This window comes from Virgibacillus sp., assembly GCF_013393565.1.
Lineage (GTDB): Bacteria > Bacillota > Bacilli > Bacillales > Amphibacillaceae > Virgibacillus > Virgibacillus dokdonensis.
In genome coordinates, this window is record NZ_JABXHF010000013.1 from 42,263 (window position 1) to 65,581 (window position 23,319).

General features: G+C 36.5%; 21 protein-coding genes and 1 tRNA gene. 15 read left to right on the plus strand and 7 right to left on the minus strand.

Annotation, left to right across the window (positions count from 1 at the left end; translation table 11 throughout):
* The first annotated feature begins 15 nt into the window (after positions 1-15).
* The 3 genes from HLX49_RS04295 to HLX49_RS04305 all read left to right on the plus strand — a co-directional run bounded on the left by HLX49_RS04295 (position 16) and on the right by HLX49_RS04305 (position 4,519).
* Positions 16-216, plus strand: coding sequence for a DUF6366 family protein (locus HLX49_RS04295; RefSeq protein ID WP_101932428.1), 201 nt, complete (start codon positions 16-18; stop codon positions 214-216).
* Between the two features lie 299 nt (positions 217-515).
* A complete protein-coding gene (locus HLX49_RS04300) occupies positions 516-2,558 on the plus strand; it encodes a hydantoinase/oxoprolinase family protein (RefSeq protein ID WP_296360900.1) in 2,043 nt (680 codons plus the stop codon).
* Positions 2,558-4,519 (plus strand): hydantoinase B/oxoprolinase family protein, encoded by a 1,962-nt coding sequence (locus HLX49_RS04305; RefSeq protein WP_101932426.1) that lies wholly within the window; start codon positions 2,558-2,560, stop codon positions 4,517-4,519. Before HLX49_RS04300 ends, HLX49_RS04305 begins: the two co-directional genes overlap by 1 nt.
* Before the next feature lie 313 nt (positions 4,520-4,832).
* Here HLX49_RS04305 and HLX49_RS04310 read toward each other — a convergent pair.
* Positions 4,833-4,905 (minus strand) — tRNA-Thr (locus tag HLX49_RS04310).
* Between the two features lie 98 nt (positions 4,906-5,003).
* On the opposite strand from HLX49_RS04310, the gene HLX49_RS04315 reads away from it, so the two are divergent.
* The 3 genes from HLX49_RS04315 to HLX49_RS04325 are packed head-to-tail and all read left to right on the plus strand — an operon-like array spanning position 5,004 to position 5,595.
* Positions 5,004-5,231, plus strand: coding sequence for a hypothetical protein (locus HLX49_RS04315; RefSeq protein ID WP_296360901.1), 228 nt, complete (start codon positions 5,004-5,006; stop codon positions 5,229-5,231).
* A complete protein-coding gene (locus tag HLX49_RS04320) occupies positions 5,228-5,449 on the plus strand; it encodes a hypothetical protein (protein WP_237342767.1) in 222 nt (73 codons plus the stop codon). The genes HLX49_RS04315 and HLX49_RS04320 overlap by 4 nt, the downstream gene beginning before the upstream one ends.
* 11 nt (positions 5,450-5,460) lie before the next feature.
* Positions 5,461-5,595, plus strand: coding sequence for a hypothetical protein (locus HLX49_RS04325; protein ID WP_296360902.1), 135 nt, complete (start codon positions 5,461-5,463; stop codon positions 5,593-5,595).
* 87 nt (positions 5,596-5,682) lie between these two features.
* Here the strand turns inward: HLX49_RS04325 and HLX49_RS04330 are convergent, their stop codons facing one another.
* Positions 5,683-7,464, minus strand: coding sequence for a glycoside hydrolase family 13 protein (locus HLX49_RS04330; RefSeq protein ID WP_296360903.1), 1,782 nt, complete (start codon positions 7,462-7,464; stop codon positions 5,683-5,685).
* Positions 7,465-7,731: 267 nt separating this feature from the next.
* Between HLX49_RS04330 and HLX49_RS04335 the strand changes: the two genes are divergently transcribed.
* The 5 genes from HLX49_RS04335 (at position 7,732) to HLX49_RS04355 (ending at position 14,736) form a co-directional block, all read left to right on the plus strand.
* Entirely contained in the window at positions 7,732-9,012 is a 1,281-nt protein-coding gene (locus tag HLX49_RS04335) for a sugar ABC transporter substrate-binding protein (RefSeq protein ID WP_296360904.1), read from the plus strand.
* 113 nt (positions 9,013-9,125) lie between these two features.
* The gene (locus HLX49_RS04340; protein ID WP_296360905.1) at positions 9,126-10,424 is read left to right on the plus strand and encodes a sugar ABC transporter permease; all 1,299 of its coding nucleotides are present in this window, start codon (positions 9,126-9,128) and stop codon (positions 10,422-10,424) included.
* 5 nt (positions 10,425-10,429) lie between these two features.
* Positions 10,430-11,272, plus strand: a complete 843-nt coding sequence (locus HLX49_RS04345; RefSeq protein WP_296360910.1) for a sugar ABC transporter permease — start codon at positions 10,430-10,432, stop codon at positions 11,270-11,272.
* A gap of 47 nt (positions 11,273-11,319) precedes the next feature.
* Positions 11,320-13,668, plus strand: coding sequence for a glycoside hydrolase family 31 protein (locus HLX49_RS04350; protein WP_101932422.1), 2,349 nt, complete (start codon positions 11,320-11,322; stop codon positions 13,666-13,668).
* 51 nt (positions 13,669-13,719) lie between these two features.
* A complete protein-coding gene (locus tag HLX49_RS04355; protein WP_101932421.1) occupies positions 13,720-14,736 on the plus strand; it encodes a LacI family DNA-binding transcriptional regulator in 1,017 nt (338 codons plus the stop codon).
* A 121-nt stretch (positions 14,737-14,857) separates the two neighbouring features.
* Here HLX49_RS04355 and HLX49_RS04360 read toward each other — a convergent pair whose 3' ends face one another.
* From HLX49_RS04360 to HLX49_RS04375, 4 genes are all read right to left on the minus strand, one after another.
* Positions 14,858-16,174, minus strand: a complete 1,317-nt coding sequence (locus tag HLX49_RS04360; protein WP_296360906.1) for a 6-phospho-beta-glucosidase — start codon at positions 16,172-16,174, stop codon at positions 14,858-14,860.
* Entirely contained in the window at positions 16,164-16,475 is a 312-nt protein-coding gene (locus HLX49_RS04365) for a hypothetical protein (protein WP_101932420.1), read from the minus strand. Before HLX49_RS04365 ends, HLX49_RS04360 begins: the two co-directional genes overlap by 11 nt.
* A 218-nt stretch (positions 16,476-16,693) precedes the next feature.
* A complete protein-coding gene (locus tag HLX49_RS04370; RefSeq protein ID WP_101932419.1) occupies positions 16,694-17,959 on the minus strand; it encodes a PTS sugar transporter subunit IIC in 1,266 nt (421 codons plus the stop codon).
* A 20-nt stretch (positions 17,960-17,979) separates the two neighbouring features.
* Positions 17,980-18,285 (minus strand): PTS sugar transporter subunit IIB, encoded by a 306-nt coding sequence (locus tag HLX49_RS04375; protein WP_077705466.1) that lies wholly within the window; start codon positions 18,283-18,285, stop codon positions 17,980-17,982.
* Positions 18,286-18,447: 162 nt separating this feature from the next.
* Between HLX49_RS04375 and HLX49_RS04380 the strand changes: the two genes are divergently transcribed.
* The 4 genes from HLX49_RS04380 to HLX49_RS04395 all read left to right on the plus strand — a co-directional run bounded on the left by HLX49_RS04380 (position 18,448) and on the right by HLX49_RS04395 (position 21,828).
* A complete protein-coding gene (locus tag HLX49_RS04380; RefSeq protein ID WP_101932418.1) occupies positions 18,448-18,774 on the plus strand; it encodes a PTS lactose/cellobiose transporter subunit IIA in 327 nt (108 codons plus the stop codon).
* 13 nt (positions 18,775-18,787) lie between these two features.
* A complete protein-coding gene (locus tag HLX49_RS04385; RefSeq protein ID WP_077705463.1) occupies positions 18,788-19,873 on the plus strand; it encodes a DUF871 domain-containing protein in 1,086 nt (361 codons plus the stop codon).
* Positions 19,874-19,984: 111 nt separating this feature from the next.
* Positions 19,985-20,848, plus strand: a complete 864-nt coding sequence (gene murQ, locus HLX49_RS04390) for an N-acetylmuramic acid 6-phosphate etherase (RefSeq protein ID WP_077705460.1) — start codon at positions 19,985-19,987, stop codon at positions 20,846-20,848.
* A gap of 8 nt (positions 20,849-20,856) precedes the next feature.
* Positions 20,857-21,828, plus strand: a complete 972-nt coding sequence (locus tag HLX49_RS04395; RefSeq protein WP_077705457.1) for an N-acetylglucosamine kinase — start codon at positions 20,857-20,859, stop codon at positions 21,826-21,828.
* A 232-nt stretch (positions 21,829-22,060) separates the two neighbouring features.
* Here the strand turns inward: HLX49_RS04395 and HLX49_RS04400 are convergent, their stop codons facing one another.
* Positions 22,061-23,116 (minus strand): dipeptidase, encoded by a 1,056-nt coding sequence (locus tag HLX49_RS04400; RefSeq protein ID WP_296360907.1) that lies wholly within the window; start codon positions 23,114-23,116, stop codon positions 22,061-22,063.
* Positions 23,117-23,319 lie beyond the last annotated feature (203 nt).

The window sequence follows — 23,319 nt, forward strand, 5'->3', positions numbered from 1 at the left end:
GGGAGGAAGTACGTAATGAAAAAAGACGGAGAGGGTAAGGGAACTCCTGAAAGAAAAAGGGAAAGAATGAGACAAGAGGAATTAAATAATCCTTCAAGTAGTATTCATGGAAGTGTTTTGTCAGATTTAGTAGGTGCTTTAGGGTGGAAAGGTAGTTTACTATTCGTTATTGCGATAGCAATAGGCTTATTCATCGTGTCTGTCTTTATATTTTAAACAGACATCTTTAGGAAGCACATATTTTAAGCCAATTAAAAAAACGTGACAATTGCAAGATTATTTGTTAAAATATTTTTTAAATAAAGAATAATTAGTATTTTAAGTACCTAAATTTAATTAACTGCCAAATCTAATTGACTCTCTTTTTTCGGTTGAGCAAACCCTAGATTAAAACCAGTTATATTGATGGATTTTCTCTGTCTGTATAACTGGTTTTAAATATTTTAGGGAAATGTGAGTTTTTTGGTTTATAGGATAAGAAAAACAAAGGCTTTCTAAAGCATTGGAGGAGAAATATGGGGAATTTAAGAGTTGCTGTTGATGTGGGTGGGACGTTCACAGATGTGTTTGTATTTGATGAAATTAATAAGAAGATTTCTGTAGAGAAAATCTCATCTACTCCTGCAAATCCTGATATTGGTGTCATACAAGGGCTGAAAAAGGTTAATATACCTTTTGAAGAGATCAAGGTTTTTTCGCACGGTACGACTGCAGGGACTAATGCTTTAATAGAACGGAAACTTCCTAATACGGCACTAATTACTACGAAAGGATTTCGTGATGCAATAGAAATACGTAGAGGTACAAAATTGGATTTATGGGATGCGTATAACGATGTTGCCCAGCCATATATCAAAAGAAGAGATCGTTTTGAAATTACAGAAAGAACGGATTACGCTGGTGATATCCTTGTTGATGTAAATGAGCAGGAAGTAAAAGCATTAGCACACAAGCTGAAAAAAAGAGGGGTAGAAGCCATTGCCGTTTGTTTTTTAAATGCTTATATCAATGGGGAAAATGAACGTGTAACAAAGGAAATATTACAAGAGCAACTACTAGATGTTTTCATCACTATTTCAAGTGATATTCTTCCAGAAATTTTTGAACATGAGCGGATGAGTACAACAGTAATTAATGCTGTTCTTGGCCCAAAAATAACCAATTATATGAAGACATTGGAAAGTAAATTAGGTGAAAAGGGGTATAAAGGAGAAATTTTAATTATGCATTCTGGAGGTGGTGTGATTACTTCGGAAAATGTACCAAAATACGCGGGACGACTTGCGAGTTCGGGTATTGCTGCTGGAGCAATTGCAACTAAGCATATTGCAAGTTTATGCGGGTATAAGAATGCCATTGGATTAGATATGGGCGGAACAAGTACGGATATTTCTTTAGTTTATGATGGAAATTTGAAAATGACAAAAGAATGGTATATCGAGTATGGGTATCCAATAGGATTTCCAAGTATTGAACTGATGACGATTGGTGCAGGGGGAGGGAGTTTAGCTTGGATTGATGCAGGTGGTTCTCTGAGAAATGGTCCAGAGAGTGCTGGTTCATTTCCTGGCCCTGCAAGTTATGGGAAAGGTGGAACACAGCCTACAAACACCGATGCGAATTTGATATTAGGTCGGCTCAGCAACTCCCTATTAAATGGCGAGATGCAGTTAAAAAAAGAACAAGCGCTTCAATCGCTGCAACCAATATGTGAAACGTTTGGCTATACTTCTCTGGAAGCCGCAGACGCGATATTAAATGTAGCTAATGCTAACATGAGTGATGCGCTTCGTCTTATTTCGGTTAGAAAGGGCTATGACCCAAGAGACTTCGTATTAGTTGCTTTTGGTGGAGCAGGAGGATTGCATAGCGCTTATCTAGCAAAAGAACTGCATATTCCTCATGTTATTATACCCACCTATCCTGGTGTTGCAGCTGCATACGGCTGTTTACTTGTTGATTACCGCCACGATATAACCCAAACTTATGTAGCCAATATGGAAGATGTGGATCAAGAAGATTTAAATAAGGCATTTGCTAAATTAGAGCAAAAGGGAATAGAGTTATTAAAAAAGGAAAAGGTCTCCGTACAAAACATGCAATTGATTCGGCATTTGGAAATGCGTTACTCCGGTCAATGGAGGTCGCTAGCTGTCACTGTCAATCGTCCAATCGTTTCTTTAAGTAGTGCTTTAGACAAGTTTCACCAAGAACATGAGCGGGCATTCGCCTTCTCGAATCCAGATCAAAAGGTAGAAATTTATGGATTACGTGTTGAGGCTATTGGGACAGTACCTAAACCAGAACTAGCAAAAGAGGAGCCTTCAGGGAATTTAGAAAATGCTTTAAAGAAATATCGTCATGTTTATTTTAAGGAAGAAGATGGTTTAGTTCGTACACCAATATATAAACGGTCACTTCTCCCAGTAGATAGCTTTATACATGGACCTGCAATTGTCGAACAGTTAGATACGACAATTATTATTCCGCCACAGTTTACCGCTACCGTTGATGAGTATAAAAATATAATTATTCATGTGAATATAGGGGGAGCGTGATGGAAGTGATGAAAAACAATTCTTTAGATCCAGTAACATTTGAAGTGTTAAAGAATAGTTTTATTAATTTAGTTGATCAGATGTCGGAACAGATAATACGAACGTGTTATTCGTTTGTTATATATAATCGAGATTTTAGTTCTGCATTATGTGACGCTAATGGGAATATTGTAATGCAAGGTACGCAGGATATCGCTGTTCATGTAGGCACTTTACATTTAACTGCAAAAGCAATTATTGAATATTTTCAAGAGGATATTCACCCCGGGGACGTATTTCTCATTAATGATCCTTATCGTGGGGGGACTCATTTTAGTGATGTTAGGGTGATAAGACCGGTTTTCTACCGGAAAACACTGATTGCATTTATCCAGTCAAATGGTCACTGGGCTGATGTTGGTGGAGGTATGCCTGGATCTTTTGATGTTAGCTCTAAGGCTCATTTTGGAGAAGGTGTTCGCATACCTCCAACTCGAATTTGGAGTAAGGGTAACTATTTGAAAGATGTAGCTAATCTTATTGTGAGCAATATGCGGGTGCCAGAAGAACGGTTTGGAGATTTACGTTCTCAGGTAGAAGCAACAAAAGTAGCGGAAAAAGAGCTTCTCAGATTAATAGATAAATATACAATAGATAAAGTATTATTAGCATTTGCTGAAGTTCAAAACTATGTAGAACGATTAACCAGAGAGAAATTAAAGCAGCTTCCAAACGGAACATGGGAAACAATAGATTATATTGATATGGATCCAGATTTTGGAGACGGAATGATTCCTATTAAAGTAAAATTATCTATTAAAGATGATCAAATTGTTTATGATTTGGATGGGACACATTCCACTATTGGTTGTTTTTTGAATGCAACTTTTGGTTCCTCACTTTCGGGTCTATATGCTGGGACGAAAACGTTTTTTCCTGATATACCATTAAACTCTGGCTTCTATCGCGTTATAGAAGCAAGTTTACCAAAAGGTTCCGTTGTTCATGCAGATTGGCCAGTGGCTGTATCTGGTTTTTGTTCAGGACCATTTGAGAAAATTATGAATGCTTGCTTTGAGTTGTGGTCACATATTATGCCGGAAAAAGCGCTAGCATGTTCTTTTAATTTAGAGTATTTATTAATTGGAGGATGGGATCAAAGAGAAGGATATAATCAATTTTTTATGTGGTATGACTGGATGGTCGGTGGCCACGGTGGTCGTATAAGTAAAGATGGGGCGAATGCTATGTCACCAGTCTTTGGAGCGGGGTTGAGTGTGCAACCTTGTGAAGGTCAAGAGCGTTTAACCCCTGTGATTACATCTTATCATAAAATTATGACTGATTCTGGAGGACCCGGTGAATATCGCGGAGGGTGTGGAGTTGAGAAAGGGGGAACACTAACGGCGATTCAAGACGCTGTTATGTCTGTATGTTGTGACCGTTCAAGATCAGTTACATGGGGGATCTTTGGCGGTTTGCCGTCAAACCCGCACGGAAATTGGTTAAATCCTCAAACAGATAAAGAAGAATTTTTAGGTGCTTTTTTTTCTAATGTTTCATTAAAAGAAGGGGATAGATTTACAAGACCATCAGCTGGAGGAGGCGGACTTGGCGACCCACTAAAACGTAATCCACAATCGGTATTAGAAGATGTTAAAGATGGCTACGTTTCTATTGCTCGTGCAGAAAAAGATTATGGCGTGGTTATCAAGGCAATTGATCCTGATGTTGATCATTATGAAATTTTACAAGAAGAAACCAGCAGTATGCGCAATTATATAAGAGAAAATAGAAAGGTGTGGCTAACAGAAGACCCACAAAATGTAATTATAAAGTATAGAGATGGGATAATAGGGAAATTAGACTTAATTCGTCAATATGGCGTAATTATTGATTTTTCAACAAACACTGTTTTGGAAAAAACAACGCAACAGTTTCGAGAGATGCTTCACAAGCGCTCAGTAGCTTATTGGGAATAGAGAAATCATCTGTGGTGGGATTTTTATAAGTATTATCTATATCAGCTAAGTTAGGAAAAAATGAGACATAGCAAATTACAAAGGCTAATATGCTATGTCTTGTTTGCGGAAAATATGCTTTACACACATGTTTTTTAATCAGTCTTAGCTTAAAATATTTAATTATTACAGTAAAAGGGCTTATCTAATAAATCCAATATTACCATAAGAGTATAGATTTAAATGGCAGATTGGTCGGCAAAAAAATGATTGAAAATAAAAATGCTGCTCTTGAATTTATCAAGAACAGCATTGTATCAATACTTGCCAAATATGCTGGTGAGAGGATTCGAACCTCCGACCCCTTCATTACGAGTGAAGTGCACTACCAACTGTGCTACACCAGCAAAGGTATTACATAAAATATAATACTCCTATCATTTTTATTCATCAACCCTTTTCCTCATAGAAATAATAATCCCAAAAGAAGGAATTTTGTGTAAATTTGGAGAATATGTATGATGCTGATGGTTTACCTATACAAAATACAAAAAATTATATCGAATTATTTGGGGAGTGGGGAGGAAGAACGATGGAAAGTACGAAAGCGTTAGTTCATGCATTTGCTGCATGCAATAATTGGGTAAGTGAACGAACCAAAGTGCCAGAAAATGACATGATTCAAGCAATGCAAAAGGAAAATGGTCAGCAGCAGAGATTATTAGTCATATGACTTTTTGGGATAGGTACATTCTTGAAGAAATGCTTCCAAAAATGAAGCAAGATGCTACTATTCAGAGCGTGGACTTTAAAATAATCAACACGCCAGCCTCTGTGTATGCAAGGAGTGGTGTATTTGCCCAACGTGTAATTGAGCAAAAACTAATTGCGCGTGAAAAATTAGTGTTTGCTGTAAAACAGAAGCTGAATTTTTTGCAAACTTCACATTAAACGGCGAGAAAATGGATCAATATTCTGGTTATCCACACACATTATTTAATTATATTGCCGCATTTATTTGGCATGATAATCACCACAAACAACAAATTCATTCATTTCTGTTGCATAAAGCAGGTGGACAAATCGAGTTATCTTAAGATACTATCAGCCATATACGAAACATGGAAGCCATCCTATAGTACGAAAAAGCCTTTTGAGAAACCACATCAAAAGGCTTTGCGATATTATTTTTTAGATTCGAAAACACGATAGGCAAGAGCTGGTACAGTTAGTGGTTCTGATATATTTATACATTCTTTCTTTACACCATTTGAAAGGGAAGAAATGCTCCATTCATTCACTTGTTCTGTTGCTTTAAAAATACAAGTATTTGAGACGTTAGCTTCTTTTTCGCCTGCATTTAACAGAAAGATAAGACGTTTTTGTTCATCATATTTTTCATAGGCAATCGTGTTGGTGTTATCATCGGCATATAAAAAACGAAATGAAGCGTCATTTCCGAATAAAGGCTCCGTTTTACGTAAACGAATGAGGGTTTGTACATAGGTGAATAGCTCTCGATTTTGATTTTCTTCATCCCATTCCATACAAGCACGGCAACCTGGATCATGCCCTCCGCTCATACCAATTTCATCTCCGTAATAGATGCATGGAGTTCCTGAGAAGGAAAACTGGAACAGGTAAAGCAATTTAATACGGTCGATATTTTCGTTAGCTATCGTTAAAATTCTTGGTGTATCATGACTATCTAATAAATTAAATGCCACTTCATTTACATTCCTTGGGTACATATGCAATACTTTTGTAATCGCATTTTTAAATGTGGTTGCAGCCATTGTATTTTTGGCAATGAAGTCAATAATCCCATTCGTAAATGGATAATTCATAACAGCATCAAACTGGTCGCCTTGCAGCCAAGGCATGGAATCATGCCAAATTTCACCCAATATATAAGCATCTGGCTTTGCTTCTTTAACGGTGCGATGAAAATCGCGCCAAAAACTGTGATCTACTTCATTAGCGACATCTAGTCTCCAACCATCAATATCAAATTCCTCTATCCAGTAACGTGCCACTTGTATTAAATAGTCTTTTACTTCCTGATTTTCCGTATTTAGTTTAGGCATCGATGCGACAAATCCAAATGTGTCGTAGTTTGGTTGTGGCTCAGTAACGACTGGGAAATTCCAAATATGAAACCAATCCTTGTACTTAGATTGCGCTTGGTTTTCCAATACATCTTGAAACGGTGGGAAGTAATAGCCGCTATGATTAAAGACGGCATCAAGCATTACTTTAATCCCTCGGTCGTGGCAAGCTTGAACGAGCTTTTTGAAAGTGTGTTTATCGCCAAACTGCGGATCGATTTCCATATAATCCATGGTATCGTATTTATGATTGGAGTAGGCTTTAAATATTGGCGTGAAATAAATTCCTGTTATTCCTAAACTTTCAAGGTGATCTAAATGATTCATAACCCCTTGAAAGTCCCCGCCAAAAAAGTTTGTTGTTGAAGGATTGGTAGATCCCCAAGGTAAAGCGCCTTCAGGATTTAGAGATTCATCCCCGTTTGCAAATCGTTCAGGGAAAATTTGATACCAAACCGTATCTTTCACCCAATCTGGTGGTTGAAATACATCGGCTGCATTTAAAAACGGAAAGCAAAAATAGTTAGCAATATTTTTCGGAGCGCTTGCAAAAATGCCACTTTCCCCATAAAAGCACGTTTCTGATTCATCACTGCAAATAAAAGCATAACGTAATCGTTTATATGGTGGGCGAATGGCAATAAACCAATAATCATGGAAATCCGTAGAACCTGTTTTAACCATTGAATTCGTTTCACTTTGCCACTCGTCATTTTTCCAGTTGTATGGGTCGCCAAATACAAGCTGTACTGTTTTCATATCGTCTTTCTTTGTTTGTAGAACAATGTGTAGTGTTTCTTTGTCGTAGGCATAAGCGAAGTTATTTTTAGGCCTATGATAGATTGCTTCTTTGATCAATATAATTCCTCCTTGATTAAAACGTTTGCGCTAAAAATGATCAAAAATAATTTTTTTAACTAAAATACAGATAACTATAAATAAATAGTATCATATAAAGCACAGTTATGAAAACGTTATCTATACTAAAATAAAAGTTTTTTTGATGAAAAAATTTGTTGCAATTTAATAGCTTTGTTGTATAATGAAATCACAGTACTGGTGCAAACGATTTCATTAAATTGTACAGTATTGCAGATTATATTACATCCTTTAGGAGGGTTAAATATGAAAAAAGGTTTATTTTATTTACTTGCAATGATCTTATTTGTTAGCGTTTTAGCTGCCTGTGGTCCAGATGATGCTCAAAAATCTGAAGGAGAAAAGGAAGCTACTGAATCAGGAGAGATGCCAGAGAAGCCTGAAAAACTGAAACTTTGGGTAAATGCGGAAGAAAAACAAGAAGAAGCATTAAAAGAAATGACAGCAGGCTACACAGAAGAAACAGGAATAGAAATAGAAATGGTGCCTGTAGATATGCTAGAGCAAATTGAAAAATTAGATGTTGAAGGCCCAGCCGGAAATGGTCCAGACGTCATTTTTCAGCCGCACGATAGAATTGGTGATTTAGTACTTAGGGGATTAGTAGACCCAGTAGATTTGGGAGATATTGAAAAAGAATATACAGATACAGCTTTGGAAGCGATGCAATACGATGGAGAATATTGGGGATATCCAGCTGTAGCTGAGACGTATGCTATGTATTACAATAAATCTCGCGTTGAAGAAACACCGGAAACAATGGAGCAAATTATGGAAATAGCTGAAAGAGACACGGATTCTGATAAAGATGAATTTGGCTTTTTAATGGAAGCGGCTAACTTATATTTTGTATACCCTTTCTTCTCAGGAAACGGAGCATATGTGTTTGCGAATGAAGATGGAAACTATGATATTACAGATATTGGTTTAAATAATGAAGGCGCTTTAAAAGGTGGAGAATTAGTTTCTGAATGGTTTGATAAAGAATACATCCCTCAGGATTTAACTCCAGATATAATGAATGGACTGTTCCAAGAAGGAAAAGTATCAACGATTATTAACGGACCTTGGACGGTACGTGATTACTCGGAAGCACTTGGAGAAGATTTAGCTACGGTTCCGCTACCTAAATTGGAAAATGGAGAAAATCCAAAATCATTTGTAGGCGTGAAATCGTATATGCTTTCCTACTACTCAGAAAATAAAGAATGGGCTCAGGATTTAATGGCTTATTTGACAAACTTTGAAAGTTCTATGACATATTACGATATTGCTGGAGAACTTCCTGCTCGTAAAGATGCAATGGAAGATCCAATTATTGCCGATGACCCAATTTATTCTGCATTTGCAGAACAAACACAATACGGTGAGCCGATGCCTAGTGTTCCTGCCATGCAGCAAGTATGGGAGCCGTTCAATGATGGTCTAAACTTCATTTCAAAAGGTGAACCTGTGAAAGAAGTGTTGGATGAAGCAGTTGAAACAATTAAAGAACAAATAGAGGCTTCAGGAGTCAAGGAGAAATAAGTTATATAGGGGCATAGTCCCCTATATAACGTAATTTAGAATTTATTAAAAAAGAGTGAAAAGGAAGCGAACCAGCTTTATAGTTGGTAGTTTGTGATTGGAGGAGAAACGGGATGGCTACTGAAAAAAATGACACCAACGCCCGAAGAATACAGCCTCGTACATTAGCAATGATATTATCTATTATCATACCTGGATTAGGACAAATGTATAATAGAAGGTTTTTAAAAGGATGCATATTTTTAATTGTAACGATTTCCTTTTTAGTAACCACATGGAATTTTATTGATATTGGGATATGGGGGCTATTCACGCTTGGAACGATTCCGCGTGAGCACCATTCGATCCAACTGCTTATACAGGGTTTAATTTCGTTAATTATTCTCTCATTTGGAATAGCGATCTATGTTTATAATATAAAAGACGCTCGTGCTGATGCTATAGCTAGAGAGCATAATCGTCCTAATCCCACATTATTACAAGGTGTGAAAAACTTTTACAATAATGGTTTTCCATATTTTATGATTTTGCCTGGTCTATTAATGCTCTTATTTATTGTGGTTGTACCTTTATTGTTTATGCTCGCATTAGCCTTTACAGATTATAACCAATATAATGCGCCTCCGCGTAATTTATTAAGTTGGGTCGGCTTCGAGAACTTTGTTAACCTAACAAAAATAGATATATGGAAAGACACATTCTTAAGCGTTTTCACATGGACAGTCGTTTGGACAGTTGTTGCTACAACATTCCAAATTGTATTGGGACTATTTTTAGCATTGTTAGTGAACGATCCGAGAATTAAATTCAAACGAACAATACGGACATTTTTAATATTACCTTGGGCAGTCCCAGCGTTTGTGTCGATTTTAATTTTTTCCGCACTATTTAACCCCACCTTTGGGGCGATCAATAGGGATATTTTAAGCCAATTTAATGTGATAATTCCCTGGTTATCAGATCCGTTTTGGGCAAAAATTGCTTTAATTATGATTCAAACGTGGCTAGGATTTCCGTTTGTGTTTGCCTTATTTACAGGTGTATTGCAAAGTGTTCCTCGAGATATGTATGAAGCTGCAGATGTAGATGGAGGTACACGTTGGCAAAAATTACGTCATATTACATTACCACATATTTTATTTGCGACAGCTCCATTGTTAATTATGCAGTATGCAGGAAACTTTAATAACTTTAATATTATTTATTTATTTAATGAAGGTAACCCAGCTGTGCGAGGACAAAATGCTGGGGGTACAGATATTTTAATATCCTGGGTGTATAAACTAACGTTTGAGTCTAATAACTACAATATGGCTGCTGCTATTACCATTATAATGGGATTAATTATCTCTGTATTTGCCTTTTTCCAATTTAGAAAGACAGCTTCATTTAAAGAGGAGGGACGTTACTAATGGCTATGTCACGTAAGACAAAAACGAGGATGGAAGTAACGTTTATCTATATCTTTTTTCTAATTATGTTTGTAATTATTGGCTATCCATTATTTTGGGCTTTAATGATGAGTTTAAATGAAGGTTCCAATATGCTCGTAACGGATTTATTTCCAAAGAACCCAACGTTAGAACATTATAAATGGTTGTTTACTGATCCAAACAGTGATTATGTAATTTGGTATAAGAACAGCCTTTATGTTGCAGTTATTAATTCTATAGGGTCTGTTGTAATTACATCTTTGATTGCTTATGCTTTTTCTAGATACAAATTTGTTGGTAGAAAATATGGTTTGTATATGTTTTTATTGTTACAAATGTTTCCTGCTTTAATGGGTATGGTTGCTTTGTACATTCTATTAAATACAATTGGCCTAACCGATTCTCTCTATGGTTTGATGTTAATCTATTTAGGTGGGCAAATTCCTTTTAACGCATGGTTGGTGAAAGGGTACTTTGATACGATACCTAAAGAATTGGACGAAGCGGCAAAAATAGATGGTGCAGGTCATTTGAAAATATTTTGGACGATTATGTTACCATTGGCAAAGCCTATTTTAGCCGTTGTCGCATTATTTAATTTTATGGCGCCCTTTATGGACTTTTTATTGCCAAGGATTGTTCTAACAAGTCCTGAAAAATACACATTGGCACTAGGATTATATAATTTTATCAATGACCAGTTTTCCACGAATTTCACTAGATTTGCTGCTGGTTCCATCCTTATTGCCGTGCCAATTGCGCTTGTGTTCTTATTATTGCAACGTTACTTAATTTCTGGTTTAACCTCAGGAGCGACGAAAGGGTAGCAACACATCTTTTTTCGGTTCGAAAATCGACAGTAGGAGGTATTACCATGCTAGAGGATACTAGTTTTGCTATTCATCCAGGAAAAAATACAGAGACAGAAGCAATTCGGTTCTGCGATATTGGGAATGTAATAGATGTTGAGAAAAATTCCCAAGGCTACTCCTTTCAGTGTGAAAAAGGGCATGTCATCGTTTGTTTTTATCATCCTTCCATTGTTAGGATTGTAATGAATCCTACAGGGAAAGTTGATCTAAATGGCTCGAAATCAGTGGTAGTAGAGCCCGAAAGCATGCCAATTACTGAAAAAGAAATATCAGATACGTTTTTGTTACAAACAGAGGAGCTTGAAGTTACTATTCGTAAACAGCCATTTCGTGTTTCTATTCATGAAATCAACGGACGCGTTATTGTTCGAGAAAAAGAACGTGGTATGGCTTTTAGAGAAAACGGAGAAGTAATTGTATGTAAAGAGAAATTCACTACAGAACATTACTATGGATTCGGAGAAAAAAGTGGTTTTTTAGATAAACGCGGAGAAAAATATGAGATGTGGAATAGTGATGTGTATGCACCGCATAATCCAGAAACAGATCCCTTGTATCAATCTATTCCTTTCTTTATGACACTACGCCAAGGAACAGCACACGGCATCTTTTTTGATAATACTTTTAGAACGACCTTTGATATGAAAAGCTATGATAATATGTATACCTTTCATGCAGAAGGAGGGCAAGTCGATTATTATGTCATGGCAGGGCCCACTCCGAAAGAAGTTTTAGAACAATATACTTTCATAACTGGAAGAATGCCTCTTCCAGCAAAATGGGCATTAGGCTATCATCAGTCACGGTATAGCTATGAATCGGAAGAAGAAGTTCGTGCTTTAGCGGAAAAATTTGTGGAGCGAGATATTCCTGTTGATGTCATCCATTTAGATATTCATTATATGAATGGTTATCGTGTATTTACGTTTGATAAAAATCGCTTCCCTGATCCTGAAAAATTAATAGCGGATCTTCGAGATATGGGCATTCGTGTTGTGCCAATCGTTGACCCAGGTGTGAAAAAAGATCCTGAATATACCATTTACCAAGAAGGGGTAAGAGATGACAACTTTTGTAAATATCTTGAAGATGATATTTATATTGGGGAAGTTTGGCCAGGTAAAAGCGCCTTTCCTGACTTTACCGAGGAACGTGTAAGGAAATGGTGGGGCGATAAGCACGTGTTTTACAGCAGTATGGGTGTAGAAGGTGTCTGGAATGATATGAATGAGCCAGCTGTATTTAATGAAACAAAAACAATGGATACGGCTGTCATGCATCGGAATGATGGCAATCCTACAACACATCGTGAATTGCATAATGTCTACGGTTTATTAATGGGGAAAGCAACCTACGAAGGGTTAAAAGGGCAATTAAATGGTAAACGTCCATTTTTGCTTACTCGTTCCGGTTACGCTGGTGTACAACGGTTTGCTACAGTATGGACGGGCGATAATCGGAGCTTTTGGGAACATTTACAAATGAGTCTGCCAATGGTAATGAACCTAGGGTTATCTGGTGTTGCTTTTGCGGGCCCTGATGTAGGTGGATTTGCCCATGATACAAATCCAGAACTATTGGTTCGTTGGACGCAAGTTGGCGCGTTTACGCCTTTTTTTCGAAATCATTCTGCGATTGGAACAATGTATCAAGAACCATGGCAGTTTGGGGAAAGGTACGAAAATATAATAAGAAGGTACATCAAAATGCGTTATGAGTGGATGCCGCAATTGTATACATTGTTTCGTCAAGCAAGTGAACGAGGCTTGCCAGTTATGCGTCCGTTATTCATGGAGTATCCTACTGATGAAAAGACCTATAATTTAAACGATCAATTTATGGTTGGGGATAATGTCATGATCGCACCAATTTTAGTTCCAGCAATTACAGATCGTGCTGTATACTTTCCAGAAGGTGATTGGGTCAATTTCTTTGTGGGAGAAGAATATGAAGGTGGTAAAGTACACCTTGTTCATGCAGAACTGGATCAATTACCAATCTTTATTAAAAAAGGAACGGCAGTACTGCAAAATTCTTATATCTCTAACGAGAAAAAACAAGGCAACGATATGGCAATGCATATTTTTGCAAGCCAGCAAAATGCAACATATACATGTATGCTTTATGATGATGACGGAGAAACATTTGCTTTTGAAAATGGTACTTATCTTAAACTCGACATAGAGATCATTTCGACAAAGGATCAAGTAGTTGTTGAAGTGAAACGCAAAGAGGGTACGTATCAGCCAAGTTATCAGAACATAAAAGTGAATGTAATTGGTCTTAGCGAAGGGCAGCATGTTATAATAAATGGAGCGAAAAGTGGAAAGCAAACAACGATAAATCTATAACATATACTAACTAATGATACAAATGATGGAGTAGAGGGTGAGATATTAAAAATGGTAACAATAAAAGATGTAGCAAAGGCGACAGGTGTATCACCTTCTACTGTGTCTAGAGTAATTGCAGATAATCCAAGAATCAGTCTGGATACGAAAAAGAAGGTTCGAAAGGCAATGAAGGAATTAGGATATCACCCTAACGTAAATGCTAGAAATTTAGTCGCCAAGTCTACCAAAACAATTGGCGTTGTGATGCCTTCATCTGCTGATAAGTCTTTACAAAATCCGTTCTTCCCGGAAGTGTTGCGAGGTATCGGAACGGTTACCCATGATATGCAATATTCGATGATGTTATCGAGTGGTGGAACAGAAGAAGAGATGTTTGCTGAAGTAGAACGTATGGTTTATGGCAGTTATGTAGACGGAATCATTTTACTTTACTCACGTATGAATGATCGAATAACAAATTTTTTGCGTGAAAAAGAATTTCCATTTGTAATTGTAGGAAAACCGTATGATTATGTAAGTGAAATTACACATGTCGATAATGATAACTATAAAGCTGGAAAAGAAATAACAAATTATTTAATTGACCAAGGACATGAGCACATTGCTTTTATTGGTGGTTCCAGAGATCTTATTGTAACGATGGATCGAGAAAACGGATATAAAGCGGCTTTAAATGAAGCGGAGCTACCAGTTTGTGAAGCTTATCGTATTCATAGTGAATTCCTTCAATCAGGAGGGAGAGAAGCAATAGAGAAATTGTTGCAATTAGAGTATTCGCCAACAGGAATTGTTGTAAGTGATGATTTAATGAGCCTAGGGGTGCTAAGTGCTTTAGAAGAGTTAGGGTATGATGTCCCTACTGACATTTCATTGGTAAGCTTTAACAATGTATACCTATCCGAGCTGACAAGTCCAGCTTTAACAACTGTTGACATTCAAATATATCAACTGGGTGTACAATCTGCGAAAGCTTTAATTGAAAAAACACAATCGGATTTTGTCCCTGAAAAACGTATCATTATTCCACACGAAATTGTGTATCGGGATTCTGTGGGGGAAAGATAAAAATAAAAACCATGCGCCAGAATGTAGCTTTTATTTTTGACGTATGGTTTTTTTATGGTTTAAGAAAAACTACAGCATTCGCCATAGGACATGGTGACAAGCCAAGTTTTTCTATTAAGTATTAATGAAATTGTGGTAAATATTCTTTATGTGCTTCAAGTAATTCATCAAGAATTACTTTTGCTTTTCCATCGTCTGTAATTAAAGGGTTAATACATAATGCCAACAATGCTATTTCATATGAACCTGTTACAGCTGCTTCCATCGCAGCTAGCTCAAAAGACTTGATCTGTTGAATAAGTCCATTAATAGGAGATGGTAAAGCACCGACAGCTAAAGGTATTGGTCCTTTATTTGTTACAGTACAGTTCACTTCGACTACAGTGTTATCAGGAAGACTGGAAATTGCTCCGTTATTCACAACATTAAGCGTTTGGATATCTCCTGTATTGTTATATATAGAGGAAATTAGATCACAAGCGACATTACTATAGTATGCGCCACCTCTTTCAGCAAGTTGGGGTGGTTTAATATTTAGGTTTGGATCTTTATAAAGTTCAAATAACTTACTTTCCAGCTCTTTGACTGTTTCCGCTCTTGTTTTTCCTTCTTGGTATTCTTTTTGCTCATTAGCTAAAATTTCCTTCGTCTTATAATAATAACGATGATAAGGAGAAGGTATCATATGAAGTGCTTTAATAAATTCTCCTTCCCATGGAAGAGGCGCTATATTGTTCATAGATAATTGGTTTTCAGGTTTAGCCAATAATTCAATCACTTCTGCTAATTTTGATTCCCCGTCTACGAATACATCCGTACCATAAGACATATGGTTTAAACCTGCGAATTCAATCTGAACTTTTTCTTCAGGCACGCCTAAAAGGTCTGCAATAGTAATTTTCATATTAATTGGCACATTACAAACGCCAACGACTTTTTTATGTTTACTATATTTTACTAATGCTTCCGTAACGATACCAGCTGGATTTGTAAAATTAATTAACCAAGCATTCGGACATAAGTTTTGCATGTCTCTAGCAATGTCCATTAATACTGGAATGGTTCGAAGGGCCTTAAATAATCCGCCAGCACCATTTGTTTCTTGGCCAATCATTCCGTGTTTAATTGGTATCCTTTCATCTTTAATTCTTGAATCTAACAATCCGACTCGAATTTGTGTAGTTACAAAGTCCGCATTTTGTAAAGCAGCTTCTCTATCTAAAGTTAAATGTACTTCCATCGGGATGTTGGCTTTTTTAACCATTCTTCGAGCTAGGTTTCCTACAATATCAAGTTTTTCTTTACCGTCTTCGATATCGACAAGCCAGAGCTCCTTGACTGGTAATTCGTTATACCGTTTAATAATGCCTTCCACAAATTCTGGTGTATAGCTTGATCCACCGCCAATAGTGACAAGTTTTATACCTTTAGTATCCAAAAATATCTCCTCCAAAAACAAAAATAATGAGTGCACTTGATAAAAGTCCAACAATCATAGAAAGTGCCATTCTTTTTCTGAAATAGATTCTTTCAGTGGGTTTACCATCAATTTTAGTTAAAACGAGCATACTACCAATTGATGAAGAAATGGTACAAGCGATAAAAAAACTAGCTGTTTTAGTAATACCTATAGTCATGAAAAGGGTGGGAAGTAGCAATAACCCTAAAATGGTTATTGACATAAACACAAATACCCCTTTAAAACTAATTCTAGGGATGATGCCTTTGGATTGAATCATATTTTCACCTCATCTATAGAGTAAAAAGAAAAGAGAACACCTCTATTCTCTTTTCTTCATTGCTGCATAGGAAAAATGAACGTCTTACGCAAGGTTCAAAATGATTCCATATAGTTGCGTTTCACCTTGCAGTCCAAATTCTTTAATATTACTACACTCTGTTAATGATGAATGGGCGCTAATGCTTCGGATGCCTGTCCCATTATAATGTTATTTTTCTATTCCTCTCCTTGTTCCATAGCTATCATTTTTTTATCATATAGCTTTAAGAACGGCATATAGATTGTTACAGATATGGTTATATTTATTAGTACTAAGACAACAGCTCGCCAATCACCACCAGTGGATAAGTATGCACCAATTGGAGCTGGTAATGTCCATGGTGGCATAATATATGTCGGGCTTACTAATCCTATAGATGTTGCAAAATAAGCAATAATCGCTGTAACAATTGGCGTAATAATAAACGGAATAATCAATAAGGGATTAAGAACAATTGGTGCCCCGAAAATAACTGGTTCGTTTATATTAAACAAACTAGGAACAATCGTAGCTCTACCCAAATTTTTAATGTATTTAGATCTTGCGAAAAGCAACATCGCAATAACGAGACCTAATGTAGCCCCAGAACCACCTATCCAAATAAACCATTGGTAAAAAGTTTCTGGTGCGATATGCGGAATGGTGGAAGCTCCATCTGCCACTGCTTGAGAGTTGTTAACAAGATATACTTCCCATAGCGGCCTTGCAATAGAACCTACGACAGAAACCCCATGTATACCGAATGACCAGAAGAAAGTGATGAGAAATACTGGTACTAATACACCAAATAAGCTATCGCCTGCAGTTACTAATGGAGCAACTAATTTATCGACTACATGATGTAGATTTATTCCCATTACAACGGTAATGGTTGACATTAAGATGATTACTATGGCAACCGGAATAAGTGCTTCGAATGAGCGAGAAACCGAAGAAGGTACTTGCTCAGGTAATTTAATGGTAATTTGTTTTTGTTTACAAACTCTAAATATTTCTACAGCAAGAATGGATACGATAATGGTAACAAATAGTCCATGTCCACCTAAATATTGCATTGGCAGAACAAACCCTAATTCATCAAGAGCAGTTGGTGTTAGGGTTAATAATAGAGCCGCAACAGCAATTTGCGCTCCAGATAAAGGGTCTACTTTATAGGACTTCGCTAGATTATAGCCAATACCAAATGCTATGTATAATGACATGATAAACATGGTCATTCGGTATGGAATTAAAATTTCTGCAGCATGCTCTGTTGCCCATTGTGTAATTGCCCAATCCTTTGGTAATGGCGGAAAAGCAAAGATTAAAAAGAATGATCCAACAATAATAAAAGGTAATGCAGAAATAACCCCATCTCGAACAGCTAATAAATGACGTTGTTCCGATAAACGTGCCATAGGAGCGGACAGTTTATTTTCCATAAAATCTACAAATTTACTCAAGGTAATCTCTTCCCTTCGCTTTACTTGATGAGTTCATTTAGAGTTTTGTATAGTAAAGGACCACCTAATGGCGTGTAAGCTTGTGCTGGAATTGCTCCACAAGGAACTCCTGCTTCGTCAGCATGCACTTTGACTTGGTCAAAGCGGTGTTTAATTTGTGGTGCGACCATACAAACATCCCACTCTTTTTGCATTTCTTGTTCAACCTCACTTGTTCCAATAGCGTGGACTTCCATTTCATGCCCATGTTTTTTCGCTTCCGTCTTTAGCGCCTTAACAACAATTGCGCTAGACATACCCCCAGAACATACAAATAACACTTTCATTTTTTTACCTCCTCAATTTGTATAAGTCGTGAAAATGTGAAAAGGGTTTCACATACATTGATTATATAGTATTTGAAAGAAAAATTCAATATAAAAAATATAACTTAAAATTTTATTTTAAATATGATATGATATTGATAAATAAAGAAGGAGGTCTATACCATGAATTTAGAAATGGATATTTTTTCTATTATTTCCCACGGTGGTGACGCGAAAGCTACTGCCTACAAAGCTCTGGATTTAGCTTATGAGAGCGCATTTACGGATGCAGAAGAAAAATTGAAGGAAGCACAAGAGCAGTTAACGAAAGCGCATAATACACAAACGAAATTAATTCAAGCAGAAATAAATGATGAACCAGTGAAGATGTCATTATTAATGGTGCATGCCCAAGACCATCTAATGACATCCATTAGTGAAATATCTTTAATTGAACAGATGATAAAAATGCTACAACGAATTCATTGCTTAGAAACAAAATTATCATGATAGAGGTGATTAGATGAGAAACTTGGGGATTTCTATATACCCGAATCATTCAAGGGTGGAAGATGATTTAGCGTATATTGAATTGGCGCATAAATATGGTTTTACTCGTATTTTTACATGCCTTCTATCCATGGAAGGTGATGCTGAGAAAATTATTGAACACTTTAAACAAACCATTCAGTTCTCCAAACAACTGGGTATGGAAGTAATTTGTGATATAAATCCAAGAGTTTTTTCAGAATTAAATATTTCATATAATGATTTATCATTTTTTAATGCATTAGGTGTTGATGGTATTCGATTAGATCTTGGCTTTACTGGAAATGAAGAAGCGCAAATGACTTTTAATCCGTATGAATTAAAGATAGAAATAAACATGAGTAACGCAACGAAATACTTAGATAATATCATGAGTTATCGTCCTAATAAAGAAAAGTTAGTAGGCTGTCATAATTTTTATCCACATAGGTATTCAGGTCTTGCTTATGACTTTTTTATACAGTGTAGTAAGAAATTTAAAGATTACGGTTTAAGAACAGCAGCATTTGTATCTTCTTCCGATGCGACTTATGGACCATGGCCTATTATGGAAGGCCTTCCTACTTTGGAAATGCACCGTACATTACCTATTGAAGTACAGGCAAAACATTTATGGGCTACCAATTTAATTGACGATGTAATTATTGGCAATGCTTATGCATCTGAAGAAGAGCTAAAGAAGCTGAGTACACTACAGCGTGAAAAAATTATTTTTTCAATAAAAGTAGAAGAAGGAATCTCTGACTTGGAGAGAAAAATTATTTTTGATGAACCACATTTCTATCGTGGGGATGTATCTGATTATTTAATTCGGTCTACTCAAAGTCGGGTCAAGTATCGAGGGCATTCTTTCCCTGTGCATCATACACCGAATATAAAGCGCGGGGATATTATTATTGAAAGTGATTTATATAAACAATATGCTGGAGAGTTACAAATTGCATTGCAAGATATGGTGAATTCAGGTAAGTCCAATGTTGTTGGCAGAATACGTGAGGAAGAGGTATTACTTCTTGATCATCTGCAGCCATGGGATAAGTTTGGCTTCGAAGAAAAATGAAAACAATTTGAGTTACATAAATTTGGTGTGGCAGCTTTTGAAAAAATTATTCACTAGCTTTACATGGACGTTAAACGAATGTAGCTCAAAATTGAAGAGAGGTTCTTTTAAATGGGTTTAGATCAAATGTCTATTAAAGAAATTATGGTTTATATGAATAAAGAAGATACGACGGTTCCTGTTTCTGTAGAAAAAGCTTTTCATCAGATTGAGCCCGTTATTCAAAAAGTAACCGAAACGATTAAGAATGGCGGAAAAATTATATATATGGGGGCAGGCACAAGTGGAAGAATGGGTGTACTAGATGCATCGGAATGTCCACCAACTTTTGGGGTTCAACCCGATCTGTTCACTGCTTTGATTGCTGGTGGGGAAAATGCGATCAGACAAGCAATTGAAAATGCAGAGGATAGTGTAGAATCGGGGGAACATGATGCGAAACAGCATCTATCATCAAAAGATTTCCTAATCGCTATTGCAGCAAGCGGTCAAACACCTTATGTTATTGGTGGAATTAAGCAAGCAAAAAAACAGCATATACCTACTGCTTGTATTGTCTGTAAGGAAAATACAAAAATAAGTCAATTAGTCGATTATCCTATTGAACTTCTTGTAGGAGAAGAAGTTATTCAAGGCTCTACTCGTTTGAAAGCAGGTACGGCTCAGAAGTTGGTTTTAAATATGATATCGACTATTTCTATGATAAAAAATGGAAAAGTATATAATAATTATATGGTTGATGTTCAAGCAACGAATCAAAAATTAAGAGATAGAGCTGTTAGTATAGTATGTGACATTGCTAATGTTACAGAACATGAAGCAAAAAAGGCTTTGCAGGAATCTGAGTTTAATTTAAAGGCAGCTATTCTTATTAGCATGTTTCAATTGAAGTCAGATGAGGCCTGTTATATTTTACAGGAAAACAGTGGTAATTTACGTGAAGCCATTATGGATATACAAAGGGAAGGGAAATAAGGGGGAAAATGGAATATATAATTGGTATTGATGGTGGGGGTACAAAAACACAGGTAGTAATGGTTGATATGAGAGGAAATACAGTAATTAATTTTACAGTCGGTCCTTCGAATGCAAATGTAATATCTAACCAGGAATTACATGAGATATTTAAAGCTATATTCCAACGTATAAAAGATCGGGCACCAGTTGAATTTGAACGTGTAATCTGTGTTTATGCAGGTATAGCTGGGGCAGGGAGCGCTGAAATAAAACAGCAAATAACAGGTATTTTATCATCATTAGTTCCTAAGAACAGCAAAGTTTATTTGGAGATAGATGCGTTAAATGCGTTATATTCCGGAACTTTGGGTGATCCGGGGATCGTTCATATATCAGGAACCGGATCTGTAGCTTATGGAATAAACAAGAAGCAAAATAAAGATAGAGTAGGGGGATGGGGGCATCTACTTGGTGATGAAGGTAGTGGTTACAGCATAGGAAGGCAAGGTGTATCTGCCGCTTTAAAATTCCAAGATGGAAGAGGAGATCAAACAATACTATTGGATATGCTCTATGAACATTTCCGTGTAGATAATGCTCGCTCTCTCATAGACCATATTTATTTTGCGCAAGATATGAAGAGAACGATTGCAAGTTTATCTGAAATTGTTTTTTGTGCCTATAAAAGAAATGATCGTGTAGCTAGCCGGATAGTTGAAAATGCTGCAATTGAAATAGTACATCACATCGTAACACTTTATCGTAAATTGTTTACAGATAGGGAAGAAGTGAAAGTGGTATTGTGTGGCGGAATCTTTAACGATGTGGATGGAGTTTTACCAATTGTCCATAGGAACTTGGAAAAGGATGACTATTTTCGAGTTTTAACTCCTTCTCTCTTACCTGTTTATGGATCTATCGTAGGCGGTTTTACACAACTTGATGTAAAAGTTACTTCTGATATGATAAAAAGGATGCAAGAGGCAAGTACAAACTAAGATTTAGAGTTTATCCGGATTTAAGGTGCTGTAGGACTCCCAGCTTAAGAATTGGAAAATGTAAGCTAGACAAGTCTAAGTGGAAGATAACAGCACCTATTACTTTAGGTCATCTCCTTGAATAAGCTGGAAAACATGAAGTAGAAGAACGGTAAACGGTTACTGCCTGTAGTATCACTTTATTAGGATAAACTCCCTACATATCTAATTTCTGAAATGCTAACTATAGACCTTACGCCTTCCAAGTTTCTCCTAATACGCGTATCCAATTTTTATAAGCAATTTTTTCAATTTCTTGCTCTGCAAACCCCGCTATTTCTAGCCTCTTTAGTAATTTAGGTAAACCTGTCACATCTTTTAGACTATCTGGTACAGTTGTGCCATCGAAATCGGATCCTAAAGCGACATGATCAATTCCGTAATTATCCGCTATATAGGAGATATGATCAACAATGGTATCTAATGGAATATTTGTATCAAATTGACCGTCAGGACGTAACATATTGACTGCATAATTAATGCCTACTACTCCATTACTATCTTTAATTGCTTTGAGTTGATTATCGGTAAGGTTTCTTGAAATTGGACAGATTGCATGGACGTTTGAATGAGTTGCTACAATAGGAGCATCACTTAACTGAACAACGTCCCAAAATCCCCTCTCGTTTAAATGCGTTGTATCAACCATAATGCCGAGCTGATTACATTCCTTTACGAGGCGTTTTCCATCATCTGTTAACCCATCACCGATGTTAGGAGAAGATGGATAGCGAAAAGGAACACCGTCGCCATATCGATTAGGTCTACTCCAAACAATGCCTAATGATCGCAACCCAGCTTGATAAAGGACGTGAAGCGCATGGAATTCAAGATCAATCGCTTCAGCTCCCTCTATATGGAAAATAGCAGCCAATTTTTGCTTGTTCAGACAACGGATCAATTCTTTTTTGCTTTTCACGACGTTTATTTTTCCATTTGAAGCAGCTTCTAGCTTAAAAAGAGTTGCTGCTAGGGCATTCGTATAAATTAATGCAAATGGCTGATCAATAGGTGGTGGTAAGGGCATATCGTATCCTGTTTTAGTTACATGTTTTTCTGGTTCGACTTTGTAGTTCTCATTTGGAGTAAAGGCAGCAAAAAAGCCTCCAGCAAACTTGCCTGTTCTTGCACGTGGCAAATCAATATGCCCAAAAGTATTTTCATTAAAGAAAATCATTTCACTTTCATGTGACTTGTGTAATCTTAATAATGTATCATTATGACCATCCAAAATAGGAATGTTTGTCATGAAGTAAACTCCTTTCCGTGACAAAGTATTTGTTTCTTATTTTACCACTTTTTAGAATAGAAAGGTCACTTGCTTTTAATGATATGCTCCCAATATGGTAGACAGAGAAATAATAAAAACTCTTTACTACGATATTGGGGGCATTTTCTATGTCTAAAAGAAGAAGTAAACATACGTTAGATGAAAGAATCGAGGCGGTATTA